The sequence below is a fragment of the Roseateles sp. genome, assembly GCF_039929605.1.
Taxonomy (GTDB): domain Bacteria; phylum Pseudomonadota; class Gammaproteobacteria; order Burkholderiales; family Burkholderiaceae_C; genus Pelomonas.
The window spans coordinates 1-14,272 of the sequence record NZ_JBDSQX010000056.1 but is presented as its reverse complement, the minus strand read 5'-3'; the positions used below and the strand labels follow the sequence as shown (position 1 = coordinate 14,272).

Annotated in this window: 14 protein-coding genes and 2 pseudogenes; 9 read left to right on the top strand and 7 right to left on the bottom strand. The window is 64.1% G+C overall.

What is annotated here, in order from left to right:
- Positions 1 to 287 precede the first annotated feature (287 nt).
- The 3 genes from ABIS05_RS08015 to ABIS05_RS08005 all read left to right on the top strand — a co-directional run bounded on the left by ABIS05_RS08015 (position 288) and on the right by ABIS05_RS08005 (position 2,701).
- Entirely contained in the window at positions 288 to 1,472 is a 1,185-nt protein-coding gene (locus ABIS05_RS08015) for a tyrosine-type recombinase/integrase (RefSeq protein ID WP_348010230.1), read from the top strand.
- A gap of 129 nt (positions 1,473 to 1,601) precedes the next feature.
- Positions 1,602 to 1,976 (top strand): antitoxin Xre/MbcA/ParS toxin-binding domain-containing protein, encoded by a 375-nt coding sequence (locus ABIS05_RS08010; RefSeq protein WP_348010229.1) that lies wholly within the window; start codon positions 1,602 to 1,604, stop codon positions 1,974 to 1,976.
- Positions 1,976 to 2,701 (top strand): RES family NAD+ phosphorylase, encoded by a 726-nt coding sequence (locus tag ABIS05_RS08005; protein ID WP_348010228.1) that lies wholly within the window; start codon positions 1,976 to 1,978, stop codon positions 2,699 to 2,701. Before ABIS05_RS08010 ends, ABIS05_RS08005 begins: the two co-directional genes overlap by 1 nt.
- Before the next feature lie 109 nt (positions 2,702 to 2,810).
- Here ABIS05_RS08005 and ABIS05_RS08000 read toward each other — a convergent pair whose 3' ends face one another.
- Positions 2,811 to 3,134 (bottom strand): helix-turn-helix transcriptional regulator, encoded by a 324-nt coding sequence (locus ABIS05_RS08000; RefSeq protein ID WP_348010227.1) that lies wholly within the window; start codon positions 3,132 to 3,134, stop codon positions 2,811 to 2,813.
- A gap of 112 nt (positions 3,135 to 3,246) precedes the next feature.
- Between ABIS05_RS08000 and ABIS05_RS07995 the strand changes: the two genes are divergently transcribed.
- From ABIS05_RS07995 to ABIS05_RS07970, 6 genes are all read left to right on the top strand, one after another.
- Complete coding sequence (locus ABIS05_RS07995; protein WP_348010226.1) at positions 3,247 to 3,759, top strand: hypothetical protein; 513 nt, start codon at positions 3,247 to 3,249, stop codon at positions 3,757 to 3,759.
- Positions 3,760 to 3,800: 41 nt separating this feature from the next.
- Complete coding sequence (locus ABIS05_RS07990; RefSeq protein WP_348063239.1) at positions 3,801 to 4,247, top strand: RNA polymerase sigma factor; 447 nt, start codon at positions 3,801 to 3,803, stop codon at positions 4,245 to 4,247.
- 234 nt (positions 4,248 to 4,481) lie between these two features.
- The gene (locus ABIS05_RS07985; RefSeq protein WP_348010224.1) at positions 4,482 to 5,135 is read left to right on the top strand and encodes a hypothetical protein; all 654 of its coding nucleotides are present in this window, start codon (positions 4,482 to 4,484) and stop codon (positions 5,133 to 5,135) included.
- The gene (locus tag ABIS05_RS07980) at positions 5,132 to 6,127 is read left to right on the top strand and encodes a relaxase/mobilization nuclease domain-containing protein (RefSeq protein ID WP_348010223.1); all 996 of its coding nucleotides are present in this window, start codon (positions 5,132 to 5,134) and stop codon (positions 6,125 to 6,127) included. The genes ABIS05_RS07985 and ABIS05_RS07980 overlap by 4 nt, the downstream gene beginning before the upstream one ends.
- A gap of 95 nt (positions 6,128 to 6,222) precedes the next feature.
- On the top strand, positions 6,223 to 6,711 hold the full coding sequence (locus tag ABIS05_RS07975) for an H-NS histone family protein (protein ID WP_348010222.1): 489 nt from the start codon (positions 6,223 to 6,225) through the stop codon (positions 6,709 to 6,711).
- Between the two features lie 182 nt (positions 6,712 to 6,893).
- Positions 6,894 to 8,273 (top strand): TAXI family TRAP transporter solute-binding subunit, encoded by a 1,380-nt coding sequence (locus ABIS05_RS07970; protein WP_348010221.1) that lies wholly within the window; start codon positions 6,894 to 6,896, stop codon positions 8,271 to 8,273.
- Between the two features lie 312 nt (positions 8,274 to 8,585).
- Here ABIS05_RS07970 and ABIS05_RS07965 read toward each other — a convergent pair whose 3' ends face one another.
- The 6 genes and pseudogenes from ABIS05_RS07965 to ABIS05_RS07940 all read right to left on the bottom strand — a co-directional run.
- Positions 8,586 to 8,945 (bottom strand): hypothetical protein, encoded by a 360-nt coding sequence (locus ABIS05_RS07965; protein ID WP_348010220.1) that lies wholly within the window; start codon positions 8,943 to 8,945, stop codon positions 8,586 to 8,588.
- 162 nt (positions 8,946 to 9,107) lie between these two features.
- A pseudogene (locus tag ABIS05_RS07960) lies at positions 9,108 to 9,272 on the bottom strand (tyrosine-type recombinase/integrase); the annotation flags it as partial.
- Positions 9,273 to 9,402: 130 nt separating this feature from the next.
- Positions 9,403 to 10,398: a site-specific integrase gene (locus ABIS05_RS07955; RefSeq protein ID WP_348010219.1), complete on the bottom strand. Its 996-nt coding sequence runs from the start codon at positions 10,396 to 10,398 to the stop codon at positions 9,403 to 9,405.
- On the bottom strand, positions 10,395 to 11,330 hold the full coding sequence (locus tag ABIS05_RS07950; protein ID WP_348010218.1) for a tyrosine-type recombinase/integrase: 936 nt from the start codon (positions 11,328 to 11,330) through the stop codon (positions 10,395 to 10,397). The genes ABIS05_RS07955 and ABIS05_RS07950 overlap by 4 nt, the downstream gene beginning before the upstream one ends.
- Positions 11,327 to 12,427: a tyrosine-type recombinase/integrase gene (locus ABIS05_RS07945; protein WP_348010217.1), complete on the bottom strand. Its 1,101-nt coding sequence runs from the start codon at positions 12,425 to 12,427 to the stop codon at positions 11,327 to 11,329. Before ABIS05_RS07945 ends, ABIS05_RS07950 begins: the two co-directional genes overlap by 4 nt.
- A gap of 253 nt (positions 12,428 to 12,680) precedes the next feature.
- Positions 12,681 to 13,541, bottom strand: a pseudogene (locus tag ABIS05_RS07940) (integron integrase); the annotation flags it as partial.
- Between the last annotated feature and the right edge of the window lie 731 nt (positions 13,542 to 14,272).

Here is a 14,272-nt window from a genome sequence, read left to right as displayed (position 1 = left end):
AAAAGCTGGCGAGACTTGCGGTAAGGCATAAGCTGGCAATAACGCCGTCTTATGGCCGACCTGTCATGCGGATTCCCCGCAGCGGCCTTGCAGCCTTGGTGCGCCCGGTTGGGATCGAACCAACAACCCCTGCCTTCGGAGGGCAGGGTACTGGGAGAGATTCGCGCTTCTTGTTTTTCTGTTTCTCCTATGAAAACGGCCCATAACGTCCCAAGAGATTCAAGGCGGTTTGGCCCACTTTTGGCCCACTTTGGCCCACAATTGGAGCCCTGCAGACGGGGCAAAAGATGGGTTCAAAGATCGATACCGTTGACTCGCGCGCTCGGGCAAAGCCGCGCTCGGAGCCGTACTGGGTGAAGCTTTCCGGTGGGTGCACGCTCGGCTATCGCAAGCTCACGGACGCCTCCATCGGATCCTGGTACGCCAGGTACAGGAATGCGGAGACGGGTGCGCGCGCGAAGGTCAGTCTGGGCGACTTTTCCTTGCTGCCGGCGGCCCACCGTTACGACGCGGCGAAGAAGGAAGCAGAGCAGTGGTTCACGCACCTGGGGCGCGGTGGGGCGTCCGTCGTTCCCACGCTGCGATCCGTTTGTGAGAACTACGTCAAGCACGTACGGTCAACGGCCGGCAAGGGAGACGGCACCGCTGACGACCTGACCGCCCGCTTCGCCCGGTGGGTGGATGACGCGCCCATTGGACGGGTTCTCGTCACCAAGCTCACACGGCGTCAAGTCGAGGCCTGGCGAGCCGAGTTGGCGGCGACGCCGGTGTTGATCGATCCACACGCCAAGGAGCCAAGGACGCGCGTGCGAGCAGCGTCCTCCGTCAACCGTGACTGCGCAGCGCTGCGTGCCGCGCTGAACTATGCCCACGACATGGGCGATGTCACCACAGACATGGCTTGGCGGGTGGCGCTGCGCCCGACCAAAGGGGCCGACGGACGACGCACCGTGTATCTCGACCGCGAGCAGCGTCGTCGACTGCTCGGCAGCGCCGAAGCTGACTTCGCCCCGTTCTTGACGGGGATGACGTATCTGCCTCTGCGCCCCGGCGCCCTCGCCGCGTTGACGGCTGGCGACTTCGACAGGAAGAACGGTGTGCTGAGGATCGGAAAGGACAAAGCGGGGCAAGAACGACGGATCAAGTTGCCGACGTTCACCGCCGCCACTTTTTCGAAGCTGGCGAAGGACAAGCTGCCTGCGGCGCCGCTGTTCGCACAATTCAGCGGCAGAGTTTGGACGAAGGACGCGTGGAAGAAGCCGATGAGGTCAGCCGCGATCGCTGCAGCGCTTCCACCGGGCACCGTGCTTTACACGTTGCGGCATTCGACCATCACTGATCTCGTCGTCGGTGGGCTCGACTTGCTGAGCGTTGCTCAGCTGAGCGGCACGAGCGTGGAGATGATCGAGAAACACTATGGGCACCTGCGTGCGGATCACGCGGCAGAGGCCCTGGCGAAGCTTGTGCTCTAGCGACCCGTTCGGCGATGTGGACCATCGGCACGTGCGAGAAAGCTATGAGCCTTGCTGTCGGAACATAATAATTGCGTTATTTGATGCTAATATTTCTTGAGAAATTAGTGATAGCGGCAGGAGAGAGCGATGCAAGTCAGTCCCGTGATGGAAGTCGACAGGACGTTTGTCTTGGCCAAAGCTGCTCAACGCGCCGCTGAGGGCCTGGGCATGAGCGGTCGCACACTCGCGTTGACTGTCGGCTTCAGCGAGCCGACGGTGTCGAGAATTCTTCGTGGTGAGCGCGGCATCGAGCCAGGTTCCAAGGAAGGTCAACTCAGCCTGATGCTGGTACGCGTGTACCGTTCGCTTGATGCGTTGGTCGGCGGTGACGATGTGAAGCGCCGTACCTGGATGACCTCGCACAACTCCGCATTGAACGGGGTACCGGCGAGCTTGATCCTCATGCCAGAGGGCCTTGGTCGCACGCTGGCGTACCTGGACGGCATGCGAGCGCCCATCTGATGGCATCAGATCGCGCCCAGACGGCGTTCACCTGGGATGCGGCCTGGTTCCAAGACTGCACCCGGGCCGAGATGCCAGCTTGGCGGGGCGTGGAGAGCCAGGCCCAGGTGGCCACATGGCGACTTGTCGATTCCGGCGCCGAGCACGAGGCCTTGGAGGAGATGCTGGAGACCTCGAAGCCTCCGCTGCCCGAGGGTTGCGAAGGGCTGCACTACCTCCTCTTCACGCCTTTCAGGTACACGTCCCCGTACGCGTCGAGGTTTCGGCGTCCAAACGAGGCGGGCATCTGGTACGGCGCGTCTTCGGTCGAAGCCGTTTGCGCGGAACTGGCGTACTGGCGCCATCGCTTTATCCTCGATTCGGCAGGCTTGGCCAAAGACGAAGATGGCCTGCTGACCCTGCACACGTTTTTTCAGACCCATGTCGACGGCCTGGCTCTGAATCTGACGGCACCCCCCTGGGTGGACGGCCGTCCGCAATGGGTTGACGGTGCCGATTACGGCAGCACCCACGCCGTTGCAGCAGAGGCCCGGATCCATGGAATCGACTGGATCCGGTATGAGTCGGTGAGGTGTCCTGGCACCCACTGCGCGGCGGTCCTAAGCCCGAGAGCCCTCCATACGCAGCCGCCCTACGACTTGCAGGAGTGGATCTGTCGCGCCACTCGGGTACGGGTTATCGTCACCCACAAAAACAGCGGCACGACCTTCAGTTGGGATTTCTAGGCGCCGGGGGCTCTCACCGAGCGCTCATCGCTCGCCCTGTGAGGCACAGGCCTGGCCGGGCCGCATATGGCCCCAGCAGCTGCGATCCGCGTTGCAGCAGGCCTCTTGGTTATACGGGGCCTTGCAAGGCGGCCATCGCATGCTTTCGGGCGGCCTTTGACGCTCGATGGAACGCCAAGATCAGCTGCGCCATGTCGTCGCTGTCGCAGTAGAGATAGGCAACGGGAACTTGCAGAACACGGGCCAGCCGCATCGACATCTGAAAATCAGGAGCGTGCACGCCAAGTTCGTAGCGGTTGATTCGGGTAGAGGCGACGAACTCGTCCAGCCCAGACTCAATGCCCAGTTGCTTCTGGCTCAGCCCGAGGGCAACCCTCGCCTCCTTCAAGCGCTTTGGCCAAACTTCCCCTGCAGCAATTCCCGCCTCCGGCATGTTGCTACGAGAGTCGTAGCTTCCGTAGAATCCGACTACTACGAGTTACGTAGCTATGACCTGGCGACCCCCTCGGAAACATCCGAGTGATCGCCTTGAGGAGGGTGATGCGATGGCAAAAGTTTGGCTCAGCAAACCACTCTGCTGCAGGTACGTCCTCGCCGAGTTCAAGACCTTGCGCCTGCCCGTCCGCGACGGAGCCGAGGTCCGGGACATGTCTTGGCGCTGGGCGCTCGGCCTCTTCAAGCCAGGTCAGTACGAAGTTCTCGGCGCATGGCCGGCAGGGGCTGCGTCAGTGGACGTCGCCCACGACCTCCACCAGCGCGGGATCGAGCAGTTGACGGCGATCTCTGCGGATGCTGGCATGGATTGTTCAACGACGTTCCCCGACGCAGTCTGCTGGTCGTCGGTCAGCGAGCTGAACAGCACGAGCGTCTCAGCCGCAGGCAGTTTCGGACCGCGGCGCCGCGCGGCGCTCCGTTCGGCCGCCGCGACCGCGCAGCGCCTGCAGATCGGCATCACCCGCACCATCAAGCGCCGAGGGCCCTTTGCCGACGATGCTGCGGCGGCTGCTTTCCTCGCGCAGGCCCTTGAGCGCGCCGACCGGCGTCTCTACGGGACATGACCGGGCTCCTCGTCAAGAATTGGCGAGACACCCTCGCTCGCGTGCGCAGCGCCTTGATGCGCCGTGGCCGCAGCGCACCCGACGCCGATGATCTGGTGCAGGAAGCCTGGGTGCGACTGGCCTGCTACGAACAAGAGCAGGCCGTGCAGCAGCCCGAGGCGTTCCTGATGCGCACCGCACTTAACCTGTCCATCGACGCCCATCGAACGAAGGTCGCCCATGGCGAAGAAGTCCTGGTCGACGATGTCGTCCTGCTCGACCTTGCACCCGGCACCGAAGCCATCGTGCTGGCGAAGGAGCGGACGGCCCGCCTGAGCATCTGCCTGGGCCGCCTGAACGCCAAGACGCGAAACATCTTCCTCGCGCATCGGGTCGACGGAATGACCTATCAAGAGATCGCGCGCCAGCACGGCCTCACCGTCAGCACGGTGGAGAAGCACATCGCCAGGGCCACGCTGCACATCGCCACTGGGATGGAAGGCTGGTAGCAGGCAAGCTGCGTGGTCACGTCGTCCGGCAGCGCCCGGGCAGCTTGAACTGGCCTCGCTTCCGCGCCGATGTGTGCGTCGTTCCTAAGCGACGCAGTTGATACGAAGCGTGACCGCAGGCGGGATCGCACGAGAACGGTCAGGACATCCTGAGCGTTTCTGAGCGCGAGCCTGCCGAGAAACTTTGCGACACCTTGGTCTGCGACCTTGCTGCCGTGTGCCACACCATGCGCCATGGCTGTGCCGCAGACCGAATCTCAGCACTGGCAGTTTGAACTGCTTGGTGTCTGTGCTGCGCACGAGAGTTCCAGTACCCAGGTAGCTGTCGGCCCAGGAGACCGTCCGGAAGGCCGGGACAGGCTCACGGTGGATCTTCGCGGCCTCGGATCCCGGTTGCGGGCGCGAGCGCTGCAGAGCCAGACCACGCCAGCGGCGCTCGTTCGGAGCGCCGTCGTTCGCATGCTCGGCGAGGAGGCGCCTTCCGACGAAGTCGCAGCGGGCCAGCAGCGCCCGGTTACTGCTGGGCCGGCGGTCAAAGTGACGCTGCGCCTGCCGCCGGCCCAGGCCGCATTGCTGGCGGCCCGTGCGCGTGCAGCGGATGTCGCACAGGGCAACTACGTCGCCGCGCTGCTCGATGGCATCCCGCCCGCGCCGCTGCCGTCGGACTATGCGGCAGCGGTGCAAGCGTTGATCGTCTCGACGGACCGCCTCGCGGCGATCTCCGTGGACCTGAACGCCTTCCTGCGCTTGCTCGGTCATGTCCCATCGGCCGAGCTGGAGCGATACCGTGCCGGTCTGAGGGATCTGGTCGACGATGTACGCAAGCACCTCGCCTCGGCCGCCACGCTGATCGCCGAGCTGCGACCAGCAAGGAGGCCGCGCCCATGACCAGCGCCCAACACGTCGATGGGATTCTGGTGCAGTGGGGCGAGCGGCTGTTCTATCCATCCAATCGCATCGTCAAGACGGCGCCGACGCCCCGGCTTGACGCGCTGACCCGGCGCAAGGCCGCCGTCATCCGCAAGCGCATCGAGGCCGTCGTGCGTCGGGTGCCGCAGGTGATGGTCAAGGTCACCGGCGGCGGGCGGGGCATGGCCGCCATCGCGGCGCACTTCCGCTACATCAGCAAGAACGGCCGGCTCAACATCGAAGACGACCGGGAAGTGGTCCGCACCGGCAAGGAGGCCCTGCATGCCCTGGCCGATCAATGGCGGTTTGGCGGGTCATTGATCCCGGAAGAAGGCCACCGGCGCGAGGCCTTCAACATCATGCTGTCGATGCCGGCCGGCACGGATGCACGCCTGCTTCAGAAGGCGGCGCGTGAATTCGCGAAGGTGGAGCTGGCTGGCCACCGCTACGTCATGGTCCTGCACGAGCACCAGGCCAATCCCCACGTCCACCTGAGCGTGAGGGCCGAAGGCGCCTCCGGCAAGCGCTTGAACCCGCGCAAGACTGACCTGCATCGCTGGCGAGAGACCTTCGCCGAAAAGCTCCGCGGCTGGGGCATCGAAGCGGAGGCGACGCGCCAGGCATCCCGCGGCGAGAGCCGCAACTTCGAGCCACTGTGGCGCGTGAAGGCCAAGCAAGACGGCCGACTGAACGTGACGCACGCAGCCACGAAGACCGGCCCTCAAGCGCAGAGCAGTCGGGCAGAAGCCATGGTCAGCTGGGCGCACATCCTCAAGGCGCTTGCAGCATCGGAGGTCGCAGAGGATCGACTGCTGGCCAAGCAGCTGAGATCATTCGTTCACGGTGGGCCGTTCGTGCAGGAACGCGTACGACATCAGCGTTCGGACCTTCAGCGCGGCATCGAAACTCCGCTGCGGCGAGCAGTCCCGGAAATGCAACCTGGACGTTCTGATGTGGACCGAAGCAGGTAGCAGGAATCCTCTCCAACGCTGCTTCTGACAAGTCCTACGCCGATCTCGAATTAGCCAACTAAGGCCATGAATTAGAGTTCGCCCACTGCGCGGGGTTGTCTCGCAAATCCGAACTGCACAGGACCCATTCAATGGCCAAATCTCTCTCGTCCATCCTGTCCCAAATCGAACGCTTGCAGAAAGAGGCAGCATCTATTCAGTCCGAAGTCCTCGGCCGGATCAGGAAAGACATCGCGAAGTACAGCCTGACTGCTGAGCAACTCTTCGGCGAAGTTCAGAAGCCTGGCAGGGTCGCGGCCAAGCCGGCCAGCAAGGCACCGCAGGTGCGAGCAGCCAAGTACGCTGACGGCGCTGGCAATACCTGGGGCGGCATGGGCAAGCGTCCGGACTGGCTTCGTCAGGCGCTGGAAGCAGGCAAGGCTATCCAGGACTTCTTGATTGGCGCCGCAGGCGCCAATCCGGCCGTCAAGGCCAAGCGCAAGTCCGCAGCAGCGCCCAAGGTGGCTGCCAAGACCCGCGCTGCAACGAAGAAGGCGCCCGCACGAAAGGCCAGAAAGGCGTCGGCAGCGTCCGCCACCGAGTGAGCGGTCGCGAGCCGCCGAAGGGCTTGTAGCGATTGCTGCTGGTGGTGTCAGGCCACTGAGTTCGCGGTTTCGGTCACACGGCGGTCCCTCCCGCGCCACTGACATCCAGCACCCGTTGGTCAGGAGTGCCCGCGACTCAGCAACACGCCGGCCCAGACCCTACCAGCTCAAGACTGCAATCCATGACCCCGATTCAGCAATGGCGAGCCACCCTCAGCCTGCGCCTACTGCTGCAGACGCTGCGCGACATGATGGTCTCGATGGGGCCGCTGCTGCTGCTCGGCGGAGGCCTGCTGGTCGCGGCCTACTGGTGGCTGGATCCGCAGCCACCGCACCAGGTGAGGCTGGCCACTGGCCCGGTCGGCAGTGCCTACGCCGGCTTCGGCGAGGGCTACGCGAAGGCGCTGGCGCGCGAGCGCATCCAGGTGGAGCTGATCGCCAGCGAAGGCGCGCAGGACGATCTGGCCCATCTGCGCGCCGGCACAGCCGATGTGGGCTTCGTACGCGGCGGCATGGCCGATACGGCGGCCGATACCGAGGCCGGCATCACCTCGCTGGGCAGCCTGTTCTACGAGCCGATCTGGATCTTCTATCGCCGCGATCTTGCCGTCGCGCGCCGCCAGCCCGGCGGCGAACTGCAGCGCCTGACCCAGCTGCGCGGCCTGCGCGTCAACGTGGATCAGGACGGCAGCGGTGTGCCGCAGATTGTCGAGAAGCTGCTGGCGCTGAACCAGCTGAAGCCGATCGATCTGCAGCTGTCCAATCTGGCGCCCGACGCTGCCGGCGCGGCGCTGCGCCAGGGCAGGCTGGACGCTGCGGTGCTGATCTCGGCGCCGCAGGACGACGTGATCCGCGCGCTGCTGCGCGACCCAGCCATTGCGCTGATGGCCTTCGAGCAGAACGAGGCCTATTCGCGGCATCTACCGTTCCTGTCCACAGTGACGCTGCCGCGCGGTGTGGTGGACATGGCGGCCGATTTGCCGCCGCACGATGTGCCGCTGCTGGCCACCACCACCGCACTGCTGGCGCGCGAGCGCACGCACCCTGCGCTGCGCCAGCTGTTCGCGCAGGCGGCGCTGGGCCTGCACGGCGAGGCCGGCTGGTTCAATGGCGCGCGCGACTTCCCCAACACGCGCACCAGCGAGCTGCCTGTCAGTGCCGAGGGCGACCGCGCGATCAACGGCACGCCGCCGGCCTGGGCGCGCTACCTGCCCTTCTGGGCCGGCAATCTGCTGGAACGCATGTGGCTGGTGCTCGGCGGCCTGCTGGTGCTGATGCTGCCGCTGTCGCGCGTCGTGCCGCCGCTCTACACCTTCCGCGTGCGCTCGCGCGTGTTCCGCTGGTATGCGCGGCTGCGCGAGGTGGAAGCCAAGCTGGAAACCGGCACTGGCGAGCGCGGCGCTTTGCTCGACGAGTTGGACGAGCTGGACCGTGTCACACACGGCATTGCGGTGCCGCTGTCCTATGCCGAAGAGCTTTACGCGCTGCGCAACAACATCCATGCGGTGCGCAAGCGCCTGCTGACGCAGCGGTCGCGGCCCACAGACAGGTCGACCGACTGATCGACGAGCTTGGCGGCGGCGCGGTTGGCCGTCTATTTCGGCATCGAGTCCCAGCCTCGGAGATTTCGGAGCAAACTGAAACTGAACCGAGTCCCACCGGATGGCCATTTCGGCACGAGGGCGTGCATTGCTGCGACAGCTGACGAATCACCTCCGTGCCATCGTCAGCCCCCTGGCGTGCCGGTGAACAGGCGCTCCCGGCCAGCGGTCACAGCCTCCGCCTAGTCGGTTGACGGCTTCGTGCCCAAAGCGGGTGCTCGTGAATGTCCGGTTTGTGCTTCCCTGTCGCCGACGGCGCTGGCCTCATTGCCGTCAGGCAAAACACATCTCATCAATCCGCTGAGCTACCGCAGGTGATGGCCGCCAGCGCCCGCCTTGGGCGACAAAACGATCCGTCGCGTCGAGGACATCCGCTGAATCTCGCGCCTGCGCAAAGACACCGTCGATTGCGATGCCAGCAAGCGCCCATTGTTGACGCTGGAACCTTTCGGTATCGACGCGGCCGTCCTGATCGAAGGTCAACACGAAGTACACCCTCCGCACGATCCGCAGCACCGTGTGGCCGCTGACCTCGACCAGCAACTCCGCCATGCGCACGCGCTGGCCGGCCAGCGGCGGCATCCTGTGAATCTGTGGATTGCTTACCAGCGCCTCGAAGGTCGTGCTCTTCATGCGAGTCACACGATCTTCCCGGTCGAGGTAGTAACGGCGGCAGGACAGTCCCATGGCTATGGCTATGGCAGGTTCAGTACTTTGACTTCCCCAAGTCGCTAAGACACCCCAGCTGCGACGATATCGATAGACGCTAGCTCATGGCAAGCGTGCCACCCAGGACTACGCAGGACTCAGCTTGTCCAACGGGCTGCGCACCGCACCACCGCCGATCTTGAGCACATGGGTATAGATCATCGTGGTGGCCACATCCGCATGGCCGAGAAGATCCTGCACCGTGCGTATGTCGTAGCCGTCCTGCAAGAGGTGGGTGGCGAAACAGTGGCGCCTATGCCGCTATCGGCATAGTCGCCACTATTCCGAGTCCAGGAATATGCCGAGTAGCGTGAGGAAGGCGCAGGCATCGGGATGCATGGCGGGCTTCTCGCGCAGATTGAACTCGGCATATTCGCGTACCTCACAGGTCCTTGAGGAAGGCCAGCAATTGGTTGTCGGGCCGGAAGCGAGTGACTCGACCCTTGATTGGCTCGACCTTGTCGAGAGCTGCCTGTTTGATGTCGAGATTCGCATCGAGATAGATCTGCGTTGTCGCGATCGACTCGTGGCCTAGCCACAGCGCAATCACGCTGCGGTCGGCACCCGCCTGCAGCAGTTCCATGGCCATCGTGTGGCGCAGCACGTGCGGCGTCACGTGCTTGTCTCGCAGGGACAAGCAACTCTCGCGTGCTCGATCGACGTGCTTGGCCAGCAGGTACTGCACGCCGTCTGCGCTCAGACGATTCCCGCGCGCGCTGGGGAAGACGATCGCGTCATCACCGTCGGCGATCTCGCGCAGCCAGGCGCGCAAGACATCGGTGGTGGTCCTGGTCAGCGGCGTAGAGCGTTCCTTGCGGCCCTTGCCGAGAACACGGACGTGCGCCCCAGTGCCCAGACAAACGTCACGGCGACAAAGCCCAGTGATCTCCGACAGGCGCAAGCCGGTCTGCACGGCCACGAGCATGAGTGCGTGATCGCGCCGGCCTGCCAGGGTGCGCAAGTCCGGTGCACGAAGCAAGGCATCGATCTCCTCGCGCGTGAGAAAGCCGATCTGTGCCCGGCTGCAGCGCTTGCTGGGCATGGCCAAGACCCGCTGAATCTGTGCCGCGCAGTCCGGCAGTTCGAAGGACGCATAGCGAAAGAACGAGCGAATGGCAGTCAGCCGCAGATTGCGACTGCCAGCGCCGATACCTCGGCTTTGCTGCAAGTCCTCCAGGAACGCGGCGATCAGCGGTGCGTCGATCTGTTCGAACTTCAGGCGCTGGGGCGCAACGCCGAACCGCTGCTGTGCGAAGCGCAACAGTTGCCGAAAGCAGTCTCGGTACGAAGCAATCGTGTGGGGACTGCACTGACGCTGCTGCATCAGCCGCTGGGTGAAGAAGCCTTGCAGCAGCACGGGAAAGCCGGGCGCGGTCATGACCGATCCTCCCAGTGGCGCTCCACGCGGGCCATCGCCAGTGCCATGAGTTGTGGGTGCGCGCTGAGGTACCAGTAGGTGTCACTGACATGCACGTGCCCGAGAAAGGTCGACAGCACCGGAAGGCGCCGCTCAGCGTCCTCGCCAGATCGGTACCAGCCCATCAGCGTCTCGACGGCAAATCGGTGGCGAAAGTCGTGCAGCCGCGGTCCGTGGCTGTCTTCCTGTCCGCGCAGCCCGACTTGTCGCGACAAGCTGTAGAAGGTACGTCTTACGTCGGCGCCGTCGAGCGCGTGGCCTGTGCGGGTGACGAAGAAGTGAACAGCACCGCGGCCACACAGATGCTTGGTCCGGCGCGCCAAATAGTCGGCCAAGACATCACGGGTCGAAGCATGGATCGGTACCAACCGCGACTTACCGAACTTGGTGCCGCGCACGGTGAGTACACGGGCGTCGAGGTCGACGTCGTCGAACCTGAGCCGCAAGGCTTCGCCCACGCGCAGCCCCGTCACGCTCAACAGGCCTAAAAGCGCGTGGTAGGTCCAAGGCCGCAGACCCGAGACGCCACCAGGCAATTGCAGGGCTTGCTTGAGCAGGCGCGCAACCTCGTCGTGCGAATAGAGGTACGGACGGGCACGTGCTGGCCGATACGGCAACAGTCCCGCTGGCGGGACTTCGGTGCTGGGATCGGTTGCGAGGTGATGGCGCGCAAAACCGCGCACGAAACTCAAACGCTGGGCCCAATGTGCCGGCTGCGCATCGGGCGGCTGCTGGGCCCAGTCCAAGGCCAGTCGCGTTGTGATGCTCTGGGCCTGCTGCCGCTCCATGAACGATGCGAAGTTCATCAACGCAGCGCCCGCGCTATGAAGCTTGAAGCCCAGGCTTCTGCGCAAAGCGAGGTAGTCCTTGATTGCCTTGGTCAGCGACTTCATTGCGCACCTCCCGGCCACGCAAGGGCCAAGGCATGCAGCGAGGCAAGGTCGACCTTGGCGTATATCGTCGTGGTCTGGGGATTGCGATGACGAAGGATCTCGCCGATCTCGTTCAGGGACGCTCCGTTGCCGAGCATCTGAGTGGCCAGCGAGTGACGCAACAGGTGTGCTCCCTTGCAGGGCGACTCGATACCTGCGCGCCGCAGGGCCCGGAACACGATGCAACTGACCGCGCTGGGTCCGCGCAATCCTCGTTGCGGTGCGCGCGATCGGATGAAGACATTGCGCACGTGGCACGCGGGGCGCCCGTGGCGCAGGTAGTCCACCAAGGCCGCACCGACATCGGCCGGCATCGGCAGCCGGTCACAGCGTTGGGCCGGGCCACGAATGTGAATGGCACCCGCGTCCCAGTCGAGGTCGTCCAGTGTGAGTTCGACCACTTCTCCCGCACGAAGTCCTAGCCGTGCGAGCAACAGCAGCACGGCGTAGTCTCGGCGGCCGGTGGCGGTTCGCCGCTCGCACTGGGCCAGCAGGCTGTGAACTTGGCAAGCCGATATCGACCTGGGAATCCCAGCCATCGACCAGTTCGCCACCGTCGGCACGCTGGCATGCAGGTCGGCGTGGATGTCACCAAGGTAGCGGCCGTACTGCAGAAACGAGCGCAACGCGCAGGTCATGACCTTGGCCCGCTTCGAGTGCTGCAGGCGCGCCGCATCGAGCTGTACGAAGCGGATGACGTCTGCAGCGGTGATCTCGTCGAGCCGAACTTCGCCGTCGCCGAATACATGCTCGAGAAAGCGTCCAACCGGGTCGCCGTACAGGCGAATCGACGCGGTGGCCAGCCCACGCTCACACAGCAGGTAGTGTTCGAACTTCTGACGGACGTGAAGTCTTGGCGCCGTCGCAGTCGACTGCCGGGCTACGGCGGTGCCATCGACCGAGACAAGCCTGACGAACTCGCGCAGCGTGAAGCGATCGCCACGCCTGCGCCGTCGATGCACCCATCGATCCTCGAGATACTCATCAACGAGCCCGGCCTCGACGCCTAGAACACAGATCTCGCGCTGGTCAAGCCAGCTCGCGAAGTCTTGCGCCAATCGTGTTGCGCCGCTCAACGAGGCAGGCGCGTAGCCATGAGATCGCATCTGCTCGGAAAGCAGGGGAACCAACGCCAGGAACGCACCCTCTGCCGCTGCTGGCCGCTGAGCCTCGAATGTCTGAGTCACGATCATCTCCAGTCACACCACAAAACGTGGCAGGAGAAAATATGCCGAGTGTTCTTCCCGTCTTGCCGTCCGCCGTGCGACTCCGGCGACACGGCTGTCTCGGCATATTCCTGGACTCGGAATAGTGGCGCAGCGTGTGCGGGGTCGCCGGCTTGGCGATGCCAGCCGCCTGCACCGCACGTTTGAAGGCCCGCTGGAACGTCTGGTCGTACAAATGATGGCGCCGGACGACACCGCTGCGTGGGTCGGTGGAGTGGGTTGCCTGCGGAAACACCCAGAACCACGCCCAGGATGTGCTGGCGCGGGGGTACTTTCGCTCCAGTGCATACGGCAATTCAACACCGCCACGTTGCTGGGCAGCATCTTCAGCCCACAACAGTCTCGCCTGGCCCAGCTGATCGCGCAGCGGCTGCGCCAAGCTCTGCGGCAACATCAACACGCGATCTTTGCCGCCCTTGCCCTCGCGCACGATCAAGGCCTGGTGCGAGAAGTCGACGTCCTTGACGCGCAACTGCAAGGCCTCGCTGATCCGCAGGCCCGTGCCGTACAGAAGCCTTGCCAGCAGCGCATGCTCGCCCTGCATTCCCAAAAAAATACTCGTCACCTCATCCCGGCTCAGCACCACCGGCAAACGTCGCCGCACGCGGGGCCGCTCCAACTGATCGACCCATGCCAAGCCCACTTGAAGCACCTTGGTGTACAAAAACACGAGCGCTGACAGTGCCTGCTTGTGAGTCGAGCTGGCCAATTGACGTTCATCGGCCAGCCAAGTCAGAAACGTCTCTACCTCGGCGGCACCCATGTCGCGAGGGTGGCGCAGCTGATGGAAGCGGATGAAGGCTTTGCACCAGTACACGTAGGCCTGCTCGGTGCGCCGGCTGTAATGCAGGTAGCGAACGCGCTCGCGCACCTGATCGAGCAGCCGAGGCGCTTGCAGCGCTGGCAACGTGTTGGGCACAGCGGGCCGCAAAGCGCCGCGCGGCATCGTCGGATCCAGGAGCGTCGGCGACATGCCACACCTACCTCTCAGCAGCGGGAATTCTCATCAAGCATTTGCTCTGCTTGTGCGTTGCAGATCGGGCTGGCACAGTGCCGGCGTCGACGCCGCTTTACACACGAATTTAGTACTGTATGAAACAACAGTCAAGAGGTCGCAATAGCAGTCAAGTCAAAGACTTGCACGCGCAAGCGCGCCCGTGGTTATGCAGCACCCGCCGGAGTTATCCGGCAGGGCGTGCTGCATAAACTAGTAGTTGAACAGCAGCATGACGACGATTATTCCGAGGCTTGATAGGGCACAGCTCGTTCAGTTACTGCAGGACATGTCAGCGCCTGGTCACGGTGATCAAGAATCGGAACGCATGTTGCTCACGTTCTGCCTGAACACGCCCGACCCAAGCGCGGCATTGGCGGCGGTGCTCGATGCTGAAATTGGCACGACCGATGAAGAGATCGCTCGCCGAGCCCTGTCGTTTCCTCCGAGGCACGTAGGCCACGTCCCTGTGTCGGAGCTCCCGGCAGAACACCCGCTGCGTTCGTGGGAGCTTGCTCCGCCATGGTGATGGCTTCTGTTCAACCCTTCGCTCCATCGGACGGCTTCGCCGCCCGCTGAGCTTTCACGTTGGGCCTCGCCGAAGCCATGAGCGAGATCGAACGGATTCTTACCACTGGCGCGTCAGCGCGGGACGAAGGCGTGGCCGGCGTTCTCCCTCGCGA

What these genes read in the sequence shown, in the direction of transcription:
- ABIS05_RS08000 (WP_348010227.1), bottom strand. Translation starts at nt 3,134, where the DNA reads ATGCCGGAGGCGGGAATTGCTGCAGGGGAAGTTTGGCCAAAGCGCTTG.
- ABIS05_RS07970 (WP_348010221.1), top strand. Translation starts at nt 6,894, where the DNA reads ATGACCCCGATTCAGCAATGGCGAGCCACCCTCAGCCTGCGCCTACTG.
- ABIS05_RS07980 (WP_348010223.1), top strand. Translation starts at nt 5,132, where the DNA reads ATGACCAGCGCCCAACACGTCGATGGGATTCTGGTGCAGTGGGGCGAG.
- ABIS05_RS08015 (WP_348010230.1), top strand. Translation starts at nt 288, where the DNA reads ATGGGTTCAAAGATCGATACCGTTGACTCGCGCGCTCGGGCAAAGCCG.
- ABIS05_RS07985 (WP_348010224.1), top strand. Translation starts at nt 4,482, where the DNA reads ATGGCTGTGCCGCAGACCGAATCTCAGCACTGGCAGTTTGAACTGCTT.
- ABIS05_RS07950 (WP_348010218.1), bottom strand. Translation starts at nt 11,330, where the DNA reads ATGAAGTCGCTGACCAAGGCAATCAAGGACTACCTCGCTTTGCGCAGA.
- ABIS05_RS07995 (WP_348010226.1), top strand. Translation starts at nt 3,247, where the DNA reads ATGGCAAAAGTTTGGCTCAGCAAACCACTCTGCTGCAGGTACGTCCTC.
- ABIS05_RS08005 (WP_348010228.1), top strand. Translation starts at nt 1,976, where the DNA reads ATGGCATCAGATCGCGCCCAGACGGCGTTCACCTGGGATGCGGCCTGG.
- ABIS05_RS07965 (WP_348010220.1), bottom strand. Translation starts at nt 8,945, where the DNA reads ATGAAGAGCACGACCTTCGAGGCGCTGGTAAGCAATCCACAGATTCAC.
- ABIS05_RS08010 (WP_348010229.1), top strand. Translation starts at nt 1,602, where the DNA reads ATGCAAGTCAGTCCCGTGATGGAAGTCGACAGGACGTTTGTCTTGGCC.
- ABIS05_RS07955 (WP_348010219.1), bottom strand. Translation starts at nt 10,398, where the DNA reads ATGACCGCGCCCGGCTTTCCCGTGCTGCTGCAAGGCTTCTTCACCCAG.